This is a genomic window from Acidovorax sp. FW305-C-20-28 (genome assembly GCF_058783375.1).
On the sequence record NZ_JBYSYM010000006.1, the window covers coordinates 149213 to 165321 of the forward strand.

The window sequence follows — 16109 nt, forward strand, 5'->3', positions numbered from 1 at the left end:
CTGAGGCAACGGCTGGCCGTCGATCATGCCAGCGACCGGGCATCACCCCAGCCAGTGCACGCCCTGGCTCCAGCCCAGAAAGACACGCCCATCCTCGCGCACGGGGCCGGACGCGGACTGCGCCAGCCCCACCAGGGCGGGACGCAGCCGCGCCGCAAAAGCCCGGGGCTGGGCGGCCAGTTGCTCGTGGGCCCAGCGCAAGAAGTCCTCGACCGCTTCGCCCTTGCGCTCCAACGGCTCCAACATGGCCAGAAAGAACACCATCTGCCGCCAGGCATAGGCCGCGTTCTTGGTATGCACCAGGCGGCTGTGCCAGTCCGATGCATGCACCCGCACCTGCAGCCGCTGCAAGACCCAGGCAAAGCACTCCTGCGCCATGGACATGAAGTGTGCCGCCATTGGCTGCTGAAGGCCCAACTGCCCCACCAGCACCGCCAGGTTGTGCGTGGTGAGCACCTGCTGCTGCTCAATGATGGTGCCGTTGCGGGCCACGCTGAACCCCTTGCCGGGCGCCGTGCCCGCACGCCGGGTGCAAAGGTCGGAAAACTGCTCATCCAGGGAAGGCGGCTGCACCTTGCCCGTTTTCAAACGACCAAGCCAGCTGGAGGTGACCAGCTCGGCATCGAGCTCGATACCGTAGTAGCGCGCATAGATGGTGCCTTGCACCACGCGCCAGGCTTGCAATGCGGCGCTGGCGTACTTGGCAGAAAAGCGGCCCATGAAGATGTCGGCGGCCACTTCCTCGGTCAGGGGCAAGTCCCCCAGGCCGGCGGTGCGGGCCAGGGCATCCAGCTCTCGAACCAGCTTGTTGGGCAGGATGGCAAAGGGAAACGCCGTCAGCGACAGCACCACCACCTCGCGCAGTACCTGGAGCGCAGCAGGGTCCGTTTCGCCATGGGCATCGGCCTTGCGGCTGGAATGCCGGCCAAGTGCCGCCAGCCAGGGCAACTCCTCCAGTTGCACCTGCCGGGCGAGGTTGAGCAGCAGCAGGGAGCGCCGCTGGCGAAACGCCGCATAGATCGCCGCGTAGAGCCGGCCGCAGGCTTCGTCGACCATGGCCTCTGCACGCAGGCGCGCCGTGATCTGCGGAACCAAGGTGGCCAGCACTTCGGCCGAAGTGACGACCCCCAGGCGTACCAGCTCCTGCAGCGGGGCCGCCAGGCAGCGTTGCACCTTCCTGTGCACCGACGCAGGCACGAGGGGGCCCTCCGGCAGGCCGCTGGCCCGGGTCTCTTCCGGTTGCACCGGCAAGAGCACACCGCCCATGTCGTCCAGGCCCTCATCCGCGGGGTGGGCATGCAGGCGCGCAGCCACCTGCCGGGCGATCTGGCGGTGGCTGGGCGCATTGGCATGGCCCCACTGCAAGGCGCGCTGGTGCTGGCAGGTTCGCGAAGCCGGCAAGCCATGGGTGGACACGTAGCGCGCCAGCACCAGGCGCACCCGCCCGGCCTCGCGGCGCGCAAAGCGCTCGGGTGTGCGCAGGCGCTGGGCGAGCAGCACCAGCAGCGAACCCAGGCTGGTCTTGCTGCGATGCGGTCGGCTGCACAGCGTGTGCTGCTGCAACTGCTCGAAGCGCTGCAGCAGCGCGTGGGCACGCACCTCCCATCCCTCGGGGTAGTGCTCTGCGGGCCAGCCGCCATCGATGACAAAGCCACCGGCAGGTGTGCGCTGCCAGCCCCCATCGGCCTGGCGCCGCGCGCGGGGTGGATCGCCCACCACGGTGTCCAGAAAGAGCGCCACAATTTCGTCGTACAGCGGTGTCCAGACGGTGACGGATTCCTTTTGCCGATCCACCCGCGGATTGGCAGGCGTGTCCTGCAATTGCCCCACCGTCGTGCCCGCGTCCTGCAGATGCACGCGCCGGCCCTGGGCAGGTGGCGCTGTGGCCACCGGGCGGGGATAAAAGCGCAGGCGGCTGAAGTACGGCGCCAGCGCATCCACCACCTGGCGCGCCGCATCCCCGTGCCCTTGCCGCAGCAACTGCGCCACGGCGAGCAACGCGCCCTCCTCGGGCACGTCGATGGCATAGCAGCCCGATTGCAGCCATTGCCCAAGGCGTGCCTGGCCCGGCTCGGTGAGGAACCACACGTTCAGGGCCTCGCGCGCATCGGCATCGGTGGCGGGCTGCATGCCCAGCGCCAGCAGCAGATCGTGCTCGTGGGGCTGCAACGGTCCGCCAGAAAGCACGGCGCCGGTAACAAAGCCGCCGCGCACCACCTCGAGCGTGGCCCAGGCAGGCATGTCCTTGACAGGGGTGCGCTCGCCTGGCTGCAGGGTGCCCGCGACCTGGCCCAGCAGCGCGGCCGTCCAGCGCTCCACATGCCCCTGGGCCTGGAGCTGGGCTGAGGGGTCGGTTTCGCGCTGGGCGCGCGACAAGGCGCGGGCCAGTTGCGCCGTGGCGTAGCCGGTACCGACGGCAGGTGGTTCGGCGCCGGGCGGCCCCTGGTGCTCTGGTGTCATTCCGGTGGGTGGTGTGTGGCTGGATCCGGGGGCTGGAGTCGAACCAGCTCCCTCTCGGTCCGGAGCCAAGCGTTCTACCGATGAACTACCCCGGAACAATCGGTGGCATGCAATCGCCTGCTTTTTATCACAGGGCCATGGGCGGTCCGGCACCCCCGATGTGGCGGAATGCCGACGCCCCCGGGGCGAGAAAGTGGCAAAGCGGCCACAGCCGCTTCACAATCCGCCCACCGCCTGGTGGCCCACAAGGTTCCCTGGCGCTTTTTCCTCGGGTATCCGCCTGGTTCCTTTTCTTTTCTTCCTTCCATGAAATCTGTTTCGATGCTGCGCCATGGGGCGCTGATGGCGGCGCTGTTGCTGGCCAATGCACCCGCCTGGGCCGAAGACACGCTGGCGCGCATTGCCAGCGCGGGCGAGCTGCGCCTGGGGCACCGTGAGAAATCGCTGCCCTTCTCGTACAAGGACGCCACCAGCGGCAAGGTGCAGGGCTACACGGTGGACATCTGCCTGCAGATCTATGAAGAGATCAAGAAGGAGCTCAAGCGCCCGGACCTCAAGCTCAAGTACCTGCTGGTGGACGGCAAGAACCGCATCAGCGACGTGAAGGACAACGTGGTGGACCTGGAGTGCGGCGGCACGGCCAACACGGCGGCGCGGCAAAAGGAGATTTCCTTCAGCCACCACATCTTCGTGGCGTCCTCGGCCTTCCTGGTGCGCAAGAACTCGGGCATCAAGACGCTGGACGACCTGCAGAACAAGAAGATCGCCGTGCAGGCCAAGACCACCAACGAAAACCTGCTCAAGGCCAACGAGCGTACCTTCAACCGCAAGTTCGAGTATGTGCCGGTGGAGAGCACGCTGGACGCCGTGAACGCGCTGGCCAAGGGCCAGGCCGATGCGGCCTTTGCCGACGACGCCGGCATCTGGATCCCGCTCACCCGCCTGGGCAAGTCCATGGACGACTACGTCTTCCTGGAAAAGCGCCTTTCGGTGGAGCCCTACAGCATCGGCCTGCGCCGCGGCGACCCCAAGTTCAAGGAACTGGTGGACCGCGTCACGCGCCGCATGATCCAGGGCGGAGAGATGACGGCTCTGTACAAGAAGTGGTTCAGCGCCGATCAGGGCACGCTGCCGATGAGCATCTTCATGAAGGAAGCCCTGCGCCGGCCCAGCGACATCGGGGTCGAGCAGATCGCGTTCTAGTGGCCTTGGGGGCTTGATCCGGATCAAGCCTCCTTTCACTTGCTGACAACCGGCCAAAATTCAGGGCGCGGCGGGCCTGGGTCGCTTTATAGTCGATAGCAATAATTTGTAACTATCGAATGACGAGCACGACAGACGCATCTTTGCCGGACGGTGTGGACGCGGGCGACAGCCCCCACTACCTGCGCGCGCTGACGGACATGGCCGATGAGCGCACGGTGGTGGCCGGTGCGGCCATCTACACCGACAACGGCATCAAACTGGTGGAAAAGGGCGCGCGCATCGACAGCCGCCTGTACGACCGACTGGTGCAGCACAAGCTGCGCGAGCCCATCGACAGCCACCTATCGGTGGAAAACCCCGTGAACGCGGAAGCCCTGGTGGCCACCGGGCAGGACCTGGCCGAGCAGGATGTCCTGTGCAGCCTGCTCTCCGAGGCCATAGGCTCCGGCGCCCGGCTGCTGGCACCGCTGCGCGCCGTCGCCCTGCCCATGCCGATTGCCTGCAAGCTCACGGTGATGCGCGACAAGCGCCCCGCGCTGTACCTGCACAGCGTGCGCATGATGATGGTGTCGGTGTTTCTGGGCCTCAAGACCGCCGAGCGCGACCTGGGCGCACTGGCGGCCGCGGCCCTGCTGCACGACCTGGGCGTGCTGCACATGGACCCGGCCTGGAACGACCCCGATTTCAAGGTGGTGGGCGTGCAACGCAAGCACCTGGTGGCCCACCCCATCACCTCCATGCTGATGGTGCGCGACAGCAAGGCCTACCCCCAGGCCGTGGCCGACGCGGTGCTGGAACACCACGAGCGCATGGACGGCACAGGTTACCCACGCGGCCTCGCGGGCGCGGGCATCTCGTCCATGGGCCGCATCCTGATGCTGGCCGAGGTGGTGGCCGCCTTCTTCGAGAAATACGACGACATGCCGGCGCAGCGCCTGTCGCTGGTGCTGCGCCTGAACCACCGCAAGTTTCCGTCGGCACTGGTGGGGCACATCCTGCCGCTGTTGCAGGAAGAGGTGGCACGCGAATCGGCCCTGATGCCGCTGGGCAACGATGCCCCGCGCCAGGCCGAACTGCTGGCCGATGCCTTCATGAAATGGGACGAACTCAAGACCGCCCTGCCCCCGGCCATGCTCAAGGCCATGCCCCCCGCCAGCGCCTTCGCGTTCACCGATGCCCGGCTGATGGCATTGCAAAAGGCCCTGGTGGAGGCCGGCTCGCACCCGCAGCACCAGGCCGACCTGATGGCCCAGCTGCAGGGCGATGCCGTGGGCCTGGCCGAGGTGGCCCTGGTGGGGCGCGAAGCCATCTTCCAGCTGCAAAGCGTGCTCAACGCCTGCCACCGCCGCTGGCCCGACCTGGGAAAGCGCGCCACGCCGGGCGACGCGGCCGTGGCCAACTGGTGCGACTGGGCAAGCGAGCGGCTGTAAACGGTATCAAAAACATAGCTGCCCATCCTTTTGTGACAGGCGGCTGACTGCCCTGCCACCAAATCCCGCCCGCCACCGGGCAGTCGCCCGGACATGGGACAATCACACCCCATGACACCGCAGCAGTACGTACAACAAAAAGCCGTCGCCTCCGGAAGCAGCTTCTACTACGCCTTCCTGTTCCTGCCGGCGCCGCGCCGTGCGGCCATCACGGCCTTCTATGCGTTCTGCCGCGAAGTGGACGATGTGGTCGACGAGGTGAGCGACCCTGGGGTGGCCCGCACCAAGCTGGCCTGGTGGCAGGCCGAGGTGGCCAAGGCCTATGCAGGCCAGCCCACCCACCCCGTGATGCAGGCGCTGATGCCGCTCGCGGCCGATTACGGCATCGAGCAGCGCCACCTGCAGGCCGTGATCGACGGCTGCCAGATGGACCTGGAGCAGACGCGCTACCTGGATTTCGCCGGCCTCACCCAGTACTGCCACCTGGTGGCGGGCATCGTGGGCGAAGTCACGGCACGCATCTTCGGCCAGACCGACGAGCGCACCACGCAGTACGCCCACACCCTGGGCCGCGCCTTCCAGCTGACCAACATCATCCGCGACGTGGGCGAGGACGCGATGATGGGCCGCATCTACCTGCCCGTGGCCGAGCTGCAGCAGTTCGACGTGAAGGCGCACGAGATCCTCAAGCGCCAGTACTCGGACCGTTTCACCGCGCTCATGAAGTTCCAGGCCGAGCGCGCGCACCGCACCTACGACGAGGCCCTGGCCCTGCTGCCCGACGCCGACCGCCGCGCGCAAAAGCCCGGACTGATGATGGCCAGCATCTACCGCACCCTGCTGCGCGAGATCGAACGCGACAACTTCCAGGTGCTGCACCAGCGCATCCGCCTGACACCGCTGCGCAAGTTCTGGCTGGCCTGGAAGGTGCAGGCACTGGGCCGCATGTAGTCCCCCACGGAAAGCCGCCATGAACCGCCACGCCCCCATACGCACGCATTTGGCCGGCGCCGCCCTGCTCGCAATAGCCCTGGGCGCCACCGTGCTGCCCCCTCCCGCGCACGCCTTCTGGGGCCTGCTCGGCAAGGCCGCCGGTGGTGCTGGCAAGGCGGCCGGTGGTACCGCGGGCAAGGCGGCAGGGGCTGCGGGTGCGGCCGGGGCCGCGGGTGGCGCCGGCGAGGCGGCCACCGCGGCAGGCACGGCCGGAAAAGCAGCCGCCGCAGGTGCCGGGGCCGCCACGCTGGCCGATGACGCGGCCCGTGCCGGTGGCAAGGCGGCCGGCACAGCCGACGCCGCTGGCGGCGCAGCGCACGGGTTCAGCGCCGTCAATGCCGCGCTGCCGCCCGAGGTGGCCGTGTACCTGGCCAAGCCCGCTGCCAGCCTCACGGGCAGCGACACGGCCGCCATGATGGGCCTGTACCAGCGCATGGTGGCGCAAGCGGGCAAGACCGGCGATTTCAGCGTGATCGAGCGCATGCCCCAGGTGCACGGCGCCAAGACGCTGCCGCAACCCGCCCCGCCCGTGCCGGTGCCGGTCAAGGCCGGCGCCACAGCCCAGCCATCGCCGGCCGCAGCGGGCCCTTCGCCATCAGCCGCAGCCGAGATGAGCCTGGCCGGGCTGCGCCTGCTGGCGCATGCCGCATCGGCCGGCCACCGCGCGGCGCAGAAGGAATTGCGCGATCGCTGCACCGACCCCGCCGTGCTGCGCACCGCGCCGGCCGACGTGCAGGCCGCCTGCAAGGCCGCGGCTGCCAGCGCCACGGCAGCCCCCGCCAAGCCCCGGCCCGCGGCCACATGAAGGTCGCGGTCATCGGCGCCGGCTGGGCCGGCATGGCCGCGGCCATCGCCCACGCGCAGGCCGGCCATGCCGTCACCGTGCTGGAGTCTGCGCGCACCGTGGGCGGCCGTGCCCGCGCGGTGCCGGCGACCCTGCCCGACGGCACACCCGCCACACTGGACAACGGCCAGCACATCCTGATTGGCGCCTACACCGAAAGCCTGCGCCTGATGCGCCTGGTGGGCGTGGACGCCGAGAAAGCGCTGCTGCGCCTGCCGTTGGCGCTGCGGTTCCCCGACGGCACAGGCCTGGCCCTGCCCGACCTGCCACCGCCCTTCGACGCCGTGCTGGGCATTGCCCGCGCGCGCGGCTGGGGCTGGCGCGACAAGCTCGCGCTGCTGCGCGCGGCCAGCGGCTGGCAACTGGGCGGTTTCCGCTGCGCGCCCGAAACCTCGGTGGCGCAGCTGTGCGCCGGCCTGCCGAAGCGGCTGGTGGCCGAGTTCATCGACCCGCTGTGCGTGTCGGCCCTGAACACCCCCGCCCACGAGGCCAGCGGCCAGGTCTTCCTACGCGTGCTGCGCGACAGCCTGTTCAGCGGCCGGGGCGGTTCCAACCTGCTGCTGCCGCGCGAGAACCTGGGCGCCCTGTTCCCCGAGGCGGCGGCACGCTGGCTGGCCGCGCAGCATGGCGGCGCCGTGCATGCGGGGCAGCGCGTGCAAGGCATCGCGCAGCAGCCCGATGGGCGCTGGGGACTGCAGGGCACGGACTTCCACGGCCCCTATGACCACATCAACCTGGCCTGCCCGCCCTGGGAGGCAAGCCGTCTGGTCGCCGCAGCCACGGGTGTGCCGGCGGCGCACGATGCCGCGCGCCAGCAGTGGTGCAGCGCGGCCGATGGCTTGCGCTTCGAAGCCATCACCACGGTGTACGCCCATGGCACCGGTGCGCGGCTGGCGCAGCCCATGGTGGCACTGCGCAACAGCGCCGAACTGCCTGCCCAGTTCGTTTTTGACCGCGGGCAGCTCGATGGCCTGCACGGTGTGCTGGCCTTCGTGGTGAGTGCCAGCACCGGCGAGCGCTCCGTGGTCACGGACCAGGTGCTGCGCCAGGCTGGCAAGCAACTGGGCCTGCCCGGCCTGCAGGCGCTGCAGACCGTGGTGGAAAAGCGCGCCACCTTTGCCTGCACGCCCGGCCTGGTGCGCCCCGGCATGGCCGTGGCGCCCGGCCTGGTGGCCTGTGGCGACTATGTGGACGGGCCCTACCCCGCCACGCTGGAAGGCGCCGTGCTGTGTGGCACGGCCGCGGCGGCGCTGGCTGCCGAACCAGGGTAAACCCCGAGCATTCAAGCACCCCAAACGCTGAGGATGGGGGCCGACTGACAGCATTCCGAAAGCAGGCCCGCGCCACCATTGGCGCAGGCCATTTTTTCCTTTCGAGCCGCTTCTGACGGAGACAACCCCATGCATGCATTCCTCGCCCCCCACGACCCCGCTTTTTCTCCGCTGAACGCGCGCCGCCGCCAGCTGCTGTCCGCCGGCGGCGCCGCCGCCCTCGCGGGCCTGCTGCCCGGCATGGCCCAGGCCCAGGCTGTCTGGCCCGCCAAGTCCGTGCGCTTCGTGGTGCCCTTCGCGCCCGGCGGCAGCTCGGAGATCGTGGCGCGTTCCACCGCGGCCGAGCTGACCAAGACCCTGGGCCAGAGCGTGTTCGTGGACAACAAGCCCGGCGCGGCCGGCAACATCGCCATGTCGGAAGTGGCGCGTGCGGAAGACCAGCACACCCTGATCCTGGGCCACATCGGCACACTGGCGGTGAACCCCTTCATCTTCGACAAGCTGCCCTACGACCCCAACAAGGACTTCAAGCCCGTGAGCCTGCTGGCCAAGGTACCCAGCCTGTACGTGGTGCACCCCGACGTGCCGGCCAAGAACCTGCGCGAGTTCATCGCCTACGTGAAGAGCAAGCCCGGCAAGCTCAGCTACGGTTCGGCCGGCAACGGCAGCGCCGGCCACCTGGCCTTCGAGTACCTGAAGATGACGGCCGACGTGTTCATGCTGCACGTGCCCTATCGCGGCACCGGCCCGATGCTGACTGACCTGCTCTCGGGCCGCGTGGATGCCTCGGCCGTAGGTGCCGCGGCCATCCTGCCCTTCATCAAGTCGGGCAAGGTGCGCTGCATCGCCACCGGATCGGCCAAGCGCCTGCCCCAGCTGCCCGACGTGGGCACCGTGGCCGAGCAGGGCTTCCCTGGTTTTGAGATGACGCAGTGGTACGGCATGCTGGCCCCGGCCAACCTGGCACCCGCCAACCTGGACAAGCTGGCCGCCGAGACCGCCAAGGCCGTCAAGTCGCAAGGCTCGCTGGAGCGGCTGAATGCCGATGCGGCCGAGGCCATCGGCGACACGCCCGCGCAGTTCGCGCAGTTCATCGCGGCCGAGCAGGCGCGCTGGAAGAAGGTGCTGCTCCGCGCCAAGGTGAAACCGGACTGAAGCGCCGCGCCTGCGTGCGAGGCAGGTAGCATCAGGCCACTACGACTATGCGCATCCTCCTGGCCGAAGACGAACACACCCTGGGCACCTGGCTGAGCCGCGCGCTGGAGCACGCCGGCATCCAGGTGGAATGGGTGACCGACGGCCGCCTGGCCGACCGCGCGCTGCAGCAGCGCGACCACGACGCCCTGGTGCTCGACCTGGGCCTGCCCGGCCTGGACGGCCACGCCGTGCTGCAGCGCCTGCGCGAGCGCGACCAGCGCCTGCCCGCGCTGATCCTGACCGCGCGCGACTCGCTCGACGAGCGCGTGCGCTCGCTCAACGCCGGTGCCGACGACTTCCTCGCCAAGCCCTTCGAGCTGGCCGAGCTCGAAGCCCGCCTGCATGCCCTGGTGCGCCGCGCGCGCGGCACCGAGCACCCGCGCCTGGCGTGCGGGCCCTTGGTGTACGACGGGGCGCGCAAGCAGTTCGTGCTGCACGGCGAGCCGCTGGCCCTCTCGCCACGGGAGCAGGCGGTGCTGCGGGTGCTGGTGCAGCGCAGTGGGGAACCGTTTTCTAAGCAGCAGATACTGGACCGGGTGTTTTCGGATGAGGAGGATGTGCATCCTGAAGCGGTTGAGGTGTTTGTGCATCGGTTGAGGAAGCGGTTGGATGGGAGTGGGGTGAGGATCACTACGCTGCGCGGGCTCGGGTATGCGTTGGAGCAGGAGTGATGGCTTCGGCTCGTTCTCTGTGGTTGCTGCTTGCCTTGATTGAGGGCGGAGGCCGGGATGTGCGCCCGGCGGCGCACCTTCTTTCTTTTGCGTCGCCAAAAGAAAGAAGGCAAAGAAAAGGCGACCCCGCTGCCCGCGTCCCCCTCGCCCGGGGGCGAGGGGGCAGCCTGCGATGCTCGGTCCTGGGGTGTGCCGCAGAACTCGCTGCGTTCTTCGAACTCCGCTCAGACAGCTGCGGCAAGCTAGACAACGATGCGCGTGTCCTTCGGCACGCGCTCACCCCAGGCCCTGCGCTTCTCGGCACGGTCAGAAGGGGTGGGGATCGGGCCCCATACGGGCCATTGCTTCGCTCGGCCCGGGGTGCCGTCGCTGCGCTCGGCCTGGGCAGGGCGGCTGCGCCGCCCGTCGGCAGCGCGCCGCGCGTGACCGACACCCGGCGTAGCTGCGCAGCAGCAGCCGTGTGGTACCCGCTCCCCACCCCTTCTGGCTGCGCCGAGAAGCGCAGGGCCTGGGGTGGGTGCGTGTGCCGCAGGACACACGCACTTCGTGATCTAGCTCGTCGCAGATGTTTGAACGGAGTTTGGCCGCCGGCCAAACGCAGTGAGTTCTGCGACGCCACCCCAGGATCGAGCATCGCAGGTTGCCCGCAGCGAAGCGGAGGGACGCAGACTGGGGGTCGCCTTTTCTTTGCCTACTTTCTTTTGGCGACGCAAAAGAAAGTAGGTGCGCCGCCGGGCGCACATCCCGGCTCCCGCCCTAAAAGCAAGAACAGAAGCCACCACAGCACAGTGCCCCAACACCATTCGAGGCCCGACTGAATGGCCTCACACATTCGCAACAACCCATGGAAGAACCTGCGCCGCACCAGCCTCTGGCGCCTCCTGGCCCTCCTCCTCCTCCCCACCCTCACCCTGGTCACCAGCGTAGAACTCTGGATGACCCGCCACGACGCCCTCGAAGCCGCCAACGCCGCCTACGACCGCTCCCTCCTGGGAGCCCTCAAATCCATAGACGCCAACATCTCCACCGCCTCCGGTGGCCTGTCCGCCGAGCTCCCCTACACCATGCTCGAATTCTTCGAGCTCACCGCCAGCGGCCACGTGTACTTCCGCGTCGCGTCTTCCGATGGCCTTGTGGAACTGGGCAACGCCGACCTGCCCCTGCCCCCGGGCACGCTGGAGCCCGGCGTGCCGCGCTTCTACGATGCGGAGTATTTCGGTGAATCCGTCCGGCTGGCCGCCTATCGGCGCACCGTCGATATCGCCGACCGCGCCATACCGGCCACGGCCGAAGGACAACCCGGCAGCGTGCTCGTGCAGGTGGCCGAGAGCACGCAGTCGCGCCAGGAATTCACGCGCCGCTTCGTGCAGCGCGCGGCCCTGCGCGATGGCCTGGTGCTGGCCCTCATGGTGCTGGGCGCAGCGGCCACGCTGGCCATTGCGCTGCGCCCGCTGTCGCGCCTGGCGCGCGGCGTGCAGGAGCGCAGCCCCGATGACATGACGCCCATTGCCGACACCGACCTGCCCGCCGACATCCGCCCCCTGGTAGCCGCCGTCAACGAACAGATGGCGCGCACCCAGGCCCTGGTGGCGCAGCAGCGGCAGTTCCTCGACGATGCCTCGCACCAGTTGCGCACGCACCTGACCACGCTGCAGATGCAGATCGACTACGCACGCCGCGAACCCGACCCCGTGCAGGTGCAGGACGCCCTCGCCGCCATCGGCGGCGAGATCGCACGCGCCACGCGCAGCACACAGCAGCTGCTGGCCCTGGGCCGCAGCGATACGGCCGCCGTGGAATACGCACCGTTCGACCTGGCGGCCCTGCTGCGCAGCGTGGCGCTGGAGCTGCTGCCCCAGGCGCGCGCCAAGCAAATCGACTTCGGCATCCACACCCCCAACGCCGCCACCGCGCCGGAATTCATGGCCGTGGCCGACAGCGGCCTGCTGCGCGAGGCCGTCACCAACCTCGCGGCCAACGCCATTGCCTACACGCCCGCGCACGGCACCATCACCCTGTCGGCCGCAGGCGATGCCCTGGGCTGGAGCGTGAACGTCGAGGACAACGGCCCCGGCATGGCGCCCGAGGAACGCGCCGCGCTGGGCCAGCGCTACCGGCGCGGCTCGCAGGCGGCAGCCGGGGGCTCGGGCCTGGGGCTGGCGATTGCGCGTTCCATCGCCGAGCGGCACCGGGGCGCGCTGCGGCTGGAGGCGCGGCCCCACGGGCCGGGCCTGTTGGCCATATTCTGGTGGCCCAAACCATGACGGTCCCCATGCCCCCATTCATCAACTCGCTCTCGCGCCGCCATGCCCTGATGGCCCTGCTCGGCGGCCTGGCCACCGGTGCGCAGGCCACGGCACCGGCCGATGCCAGCACCGAACCCGGCGAGTGCATCGCTCCGTCCAAACCCGGCGGCGGCTTCGGGCTGACCTGCGGGCTCGCGGCCGACGCCATCCAGGCTGTGCGGCCGGGCCGCGCGCCGCTGCCCACGCGCTTCCTGCCCGGCGGCATCGGCGCTGTGGCCTTCGACCAGGTGGCCACGGGGCGCCTGGGCGGGCCGGGCACGCTGGTGGCGTTCTCCAGCGGCTCGCTGCTCAACATCGCCCAGGGCCGCTTCGGCCCGCACCCGGTGACTGCCGTTCGCTTCATCGCCACGCTGGGCACGGACTACGGCGTGATCGCCGTGCACCGCGATGCGCGCTGGCAGACCCTGGCGCAGGTGACCGCTGCGCTGCAGCGCGACTCGGCGCGCGTGGTCTTCGGCGCGGGCGGCACCATCGGCAGCCAGGACTGGATCAAGGCCGCGCAACTGGTGCGTGCGGCCGGGCAGGACCACCGCAAGATGCGCTTTGTCGCCTTCGAGGGCGGAGGCGAGGCACTCAAGGCCCTGAAAGGCGGTCACCTCGACATCTTCACCGGCGATGCAGCCGAGGCCCTGCAGGCCGCGGCCCAGGGCCTGCCGCTGCGCATCCTGGCCGTGCTCGCACACGAGCGCCTGCAGGGCCAGCTCGCCGGCCTGCCCACGGCACGCGAGCAGGGCGTAGACCTGGTCTGGCCCACCGTGCGCGGCCTGTACATGGCCGCCACCGCGCCCGAAGCCGCCGTGCGCGCCTGGACCAACGCCTTCGAGCAGGCCCTCGCCGCACCAGGCTACGCAGCCCTGTGCAGCCGCTATGGCCTGTACCCCTTTGCCCGCACGGGCGCAGCGCTCGACGACTTCGTGCAGCGCAGCCTGCAGGACTACCGGCGCATGGCGCAGGACCTGGGCCTGCGCACCTGGCCGCGTTGATCCGTTGACAGCGCGGGCTGCAGCTGGCGCCGGTTTGCGTGCGCGCATGCCGGCTGCTGCTGGACACCCATACCGCTTCGCTGGGTTGTTTTACCCGCGCTCATTCATCGTCGGCCTTGCTGTCATCCGCCTGGCCATCATCACGCAGCCGGCGATCCAGCTTGCCACGCAGCGACTCGGTGTCTTTCAGGAACTGGTCCACGGGCACGGCGGGGGCCACGCGCAGGCCTGGCGGGAACAGGCTGCTCATGTACAGCTTGTTCGACAGGCGCATGTTGTTCAGCCACTGCGCACCCAGCCACGACGGCAATCCCAATGCCACCAGCGCAGCCAGCGTCCAGGCCAAGCCCACGCGGCGGCGCGGCAGCACCGTTGACAGGTGGGCATACAACGCCGCCGCCACCAGCAGCGCCACCAGCACATTGGCAAACCGCGAAAAGGACTCCAACGAGAAACTGAACGCCACGAAGTTCGCCACCAGGTGCACCGCATCCACCGCCAACGCGGCAGTGCAGGCGATGCGCACATGGCGCCAGAACCGAAGCTGGCCGCCGAACACCTTGCTGGCCACCGCCCATGCGCCCGACCAGACACCCAGGCTGGCCAGCAGGCCAAGCAGCAGGCCAGGAACCGACTTCAGATACTGCGACGCGTCCCGGGCCTCCAGCCACGCCGACCCCAAGGCCGCCGCCAACACCAGCACCATGAGCGCTGCCGTGGTGGCCACCGTGCTCCACGGAAACTGGGGCAGCGCCTGTTCGTCGGCGATGGGGGCATCGGCCAGGCGCAGCGCGACATGGGTGTGGCCCAGGTCGATGGGCGTGCCGCCCGGCCAGTCGAAGCGCTCGCCCTGGGCGTAATGCTTGCGCTGCAGGCGCGCGCCATTGCGGGTGTGCAGAACCTCCACCTGTACCGTGCGCGGGGCCTCTTCCAGGCGGCCGATGCGCAGGTGCGCGGGCGCGACGAACGGATCGTCCAGCACCAGGTCACAGTCCAGGCCCCTGCCCACCGTCACGGGCCAGCGGGTGATGGGAGCGCGTGCCAGCAGCGCGCCGTGGCGGTCAAAGGCTTCGATGAGACCGAGGGTGGGCATCATGGTGCGGCCTCCCAGCGAAACGCCTTGAGGTAGTGACTGGCCAGCTTCATGCCGTTGTCAAAAGCGATGCCCTGCACATCCAGGCGGCCCAGGATGCCTTGCGTAGGCTGGTTGACCGAGGCCGTCAGCACAGTCATGTTGTACAGGCCGGGCAGCTTGCGGTAGGCCGACATGCAGACCACCGCCCGCAGCGTCAGGCTGCCGGAGTCGACAAAACGCTCGCTGCATTCGACGGCCGTCTGGTGGCGATTGCCACGCGTCTGGAACCGCTCGTTGGCAAAGCTTTGCGAGAACACCCGGGCAAACCGTGCCGCACCCATGGTGGGAGCGTTGTAGGCCTCATAGGACAGGCGCACCGTACCGGTGCTGTAGTCGCCGGCCACGACATCGCTGTCGGCCTGGCATTGCGTGCGTTCCAGGTTCAAACCCGGGAAGTTCGGGTCGCGCCCCGATCCCCAGCACCGCGCCAACGCATCGTCGGGCACCGGCACCCGGTAGTTGCCGTGGCGCTGCTCACGAAACGGATCTTTCAGAAACCGCTCGGTCAGCACCTGCTGGTGCCCTGTCAGTTGCCTCGTCAACTCCGCGTAGGCGGGCTGCGTGATGGGCTCAGCGCTGGCCGCACGCTGCACCAGCACCTGCGCAAACTCGGCAGGGATCAGAAAGCTGACCTGCTCTCCATCGAGCCGCTTGGCCACGTTGACGCCCAGCACCCGCCCGGAATCGTCCACCGAGGGGCCCCCGCTCATGCCGGGGTTGAGCGTGCCGCCAAAGAAGATCCGCGGGTAGAAGCTGCGCCGCACCAGGCCGTTGTAGGTGCCCTCCGTAACGGCAAAGCCGATGTCCAGCGGGTTGCCCAGCGAGTAGATGCGCTCGCCCTGTGCCAGGGGCTCTGCTGCGGACCGAAAGCCCAGCACCGGCGCCGCTGCGGTGCGGGCCTTGGCGCGCAGCACCGCCAGGTCGCGCTGCACGTCGAAGGCCAGCAGCTCGACCTCGCCTTCCTGCCCCTCCATCGTGACGTACACGCCGCGGTAGCGCTCGGGCTCCAGCGCCAGCTGGCTGGCCACATGGAAGTTGGTGACGATCAGGCCGTCCGCTGAGACAAAGAAGCCCGATCCGATCGACGCCTGGGTGCCCGCATTGCGCAGCAGTGTGCGGATCTGCACCAGTTTCTCGCGCGACAGTTCATAGATGCGCCGGGCATCGCGGGACAGGGGTGCAGCGGGCACAGCCGCTGCACCGGCCGCTGCCGCCGTCGCTGGTGCGGCCGATGCAGCCGCACTACTGCCCACCGGTTCGACGCCCGCGGCAGCGGTCGGCATCGCCTGGGATGCCGGTGCCGTTGGCAATGCTGCGCCTGTGGCGCGAATGGCGGGCGTGCTGGCGGTGGCAGCCACGGCCTTGAGGAGCGTCGCAGAGTGGGGTGCATTCTGTGCGTGGGCCAGGGCACAGGCCAGCACGAGAAAGGGTGCCGCGGCAAGCCGCAGCGGTCGGGTCAGAAGGAAAGGCATCGCGGTATTCTATGAACGCCCTGCACCGCACCCACGCCGTATGGGCAGCTCACCCGCACCCCGTCGCGCAAGTCAGCCATGCCAGACACCCAGGCATCCCCATCGGCACCGCAGGCCAGGCCTGGGGCACGGCACGGCGCG

The 16109-nt window shown here is 69.2% G+C and carries 12 protein-coding genes and 1 tRNA gene; 9 read left to right on the plus strand and 4 right to left on the minus strand.

The features are described from left to right. Positions 1 to 42 precede the first annotated feature (42 nt). Together AC3WOH_RS09665 and AC3WOH_RS09670 are read right to left on the minus strand one after the other, a co-directional pair. Positions 43 to 2460: a hypothetical protein gene (locus tag AC3WOH_RS09665; protein WP_492229143.1), complete on the minus strand. Its 2418-nt coding sequence runs from the start codon at positions 2458 to 2460 to the stop codon at positions 43 to 45. A 20-nt stretch (positions 2461 to 2480) separates the two neighbouring features. Then, positions 2481 to 2555: transfer RNA gene (locus AC3WOH_RS09670), tRNA-Arg, on the minus strand. 211 nt (positions 2556 to 2766) lie between these two features. On the opposite strand from AC3WOH_RS09670, the gene AC3WOH_RS09675 reads away from it, so the two are divergent. From AC3WOH_RS09675 to AC3WOH_RS09715, 9 genes are all read left to right on the plus strand, one after another. Next, positions 2767 to 3663, plus strand: a complete 897-nt coding sequence (locus AC3WOH_RS09675; protein WP_492229144.1) for an amino acid ABC transporter substrate-binding protein — start codon at positions 2767 to 2769, stop codon at positions 3661 to 3663. A 119-nt stretch (positions 3664 to 3782) separates the two neighbouring features. Beyond that, positions 3783 to 5096, plus strand: coding sequence for an HD-GYP domain-containing protein (locus tag AC3WOH_RS09680; RefSeq protein ID WP_492229145.1), 1314 nt, complete (start codon positions 3783 to 3785; stop codon positions 5094 to 5096). Between the two features lie 111 nt (positions 5097 to 5207). Further along, entirely contained in the window at positions 5208 to 6047 is an 840-nt protein-coding gene (gene hpnD / locus AC3WOH_RS09685) for a presqualene diphosphate synthase HpnD (protein ID WP_184861665.1), read from the plus strand. Positions 6048 to 6066: 19 nt separating this feature from the next. Then, positions 6067 to 6894, plus strand: coding sequence for a hypothetical protein (locus tag AC3WOH_RS09690; protein WP_492229146.1), 828 nt, complete (start codon positions 6067 to 6069; stop codon positions 6892 to 6894). Continuing rightward, a complete protein-coding gene (gene hpnE / locus AC3WOH_RS09695; RefSeq protein ID WP_492229147.1) occupies positions 6891 to 8204 on the plus strand; it encodes a hydroxysqualene dehydroxylase HpnE in 1314 nt (437 codons plus the stop codon). Before AC3WOH_RS09690 ends, hpnE begins: the two co-directional genes overlap by 4 nt. A 129-nt stretch (positions 8205 to 8333) precedes the next feature. After that, positions 8334 to 9359 (plus strand): Bug family tripartite tricarboxylate transporter substrate binding protein, encoded by a 1026-nt coding sequence (locus AC3WOH_RS09700; protein WP_492229148.1) that lies wholly within the window; start codon positions 8334 to 8336, stop codon positions 9357 to 9359. A 47-nt stretch (positions 9360 to 9406) separates the two neighbouring features. Continuing rightward, positions 9407 to 10072: a response regulator gene (locus tag AC3WOH_RS09705; RefSeq protein WP_184861424.1), complete on the plus strand. Its 666-nt coding sequence runs from the start codon at positions 9407 to 9409 to the stop codon at positions 10070 to 10072. An 818-nt stretch (positions 10073 to 10890) separates the two neighbouring features. Continuing rightward, entirely contained in the window at positions 10891 to 12336 is a 1446-nt protein-coding gene (locus AC3WOH_RS09710) for a sensor histidine kinase (RefSeq protein WP_492229149.1), read from the plus strand. Between the two features lie 8 nt (positions 12337 to 12344). Continuing rightward, positions 12345 to 13361 (plus strand): Bug family tripartite tricarboxylate transporter substrate binding protein, encoded by a 1017-nt coding sequence (locus tag AC3WOH_RS09715; protein WP_492229150.1) that lies wholly within the window; start codon positions 12345 to 12347, stop codon positions 13359 to 13361. A gap of 100 nt (positions 13362 to 13461) precedes the next feature. Here AC3WOH_RS09715 and AC3WOH_RS09720 read toward each other — a convergent pair whose 3' ends face one another. Next, the gene (locus AC3WOH_RS09720; RefSeq protein WP_492229151.1) at positions 13462 to 14457 is read right to left on the minus strand and encodes an FHA domain-containing protein; all 996 of its coding nucleotides are present in this window, start codon (positions 14455 to 14457) and stop codon (positions 13462 to 13464) included. Further along, a complete protein-coding gene (locus tag AC3WOH_RS09725) occupies positions 14454 to 15968 on the minus strand; it encodes a S1 family peptidase (RefSeq protein ID WP_492229152.1) in 1515 nt (504 codons plus the stop codon). The genes AC3WOH_RS09720 and AC3WOH_RS09725 overlap by 4 nt, the downstream gene beginning before the upstream one ends. Between the last annotated feature and the right edge of the window lie 141 nt (positions 15969 to 16109).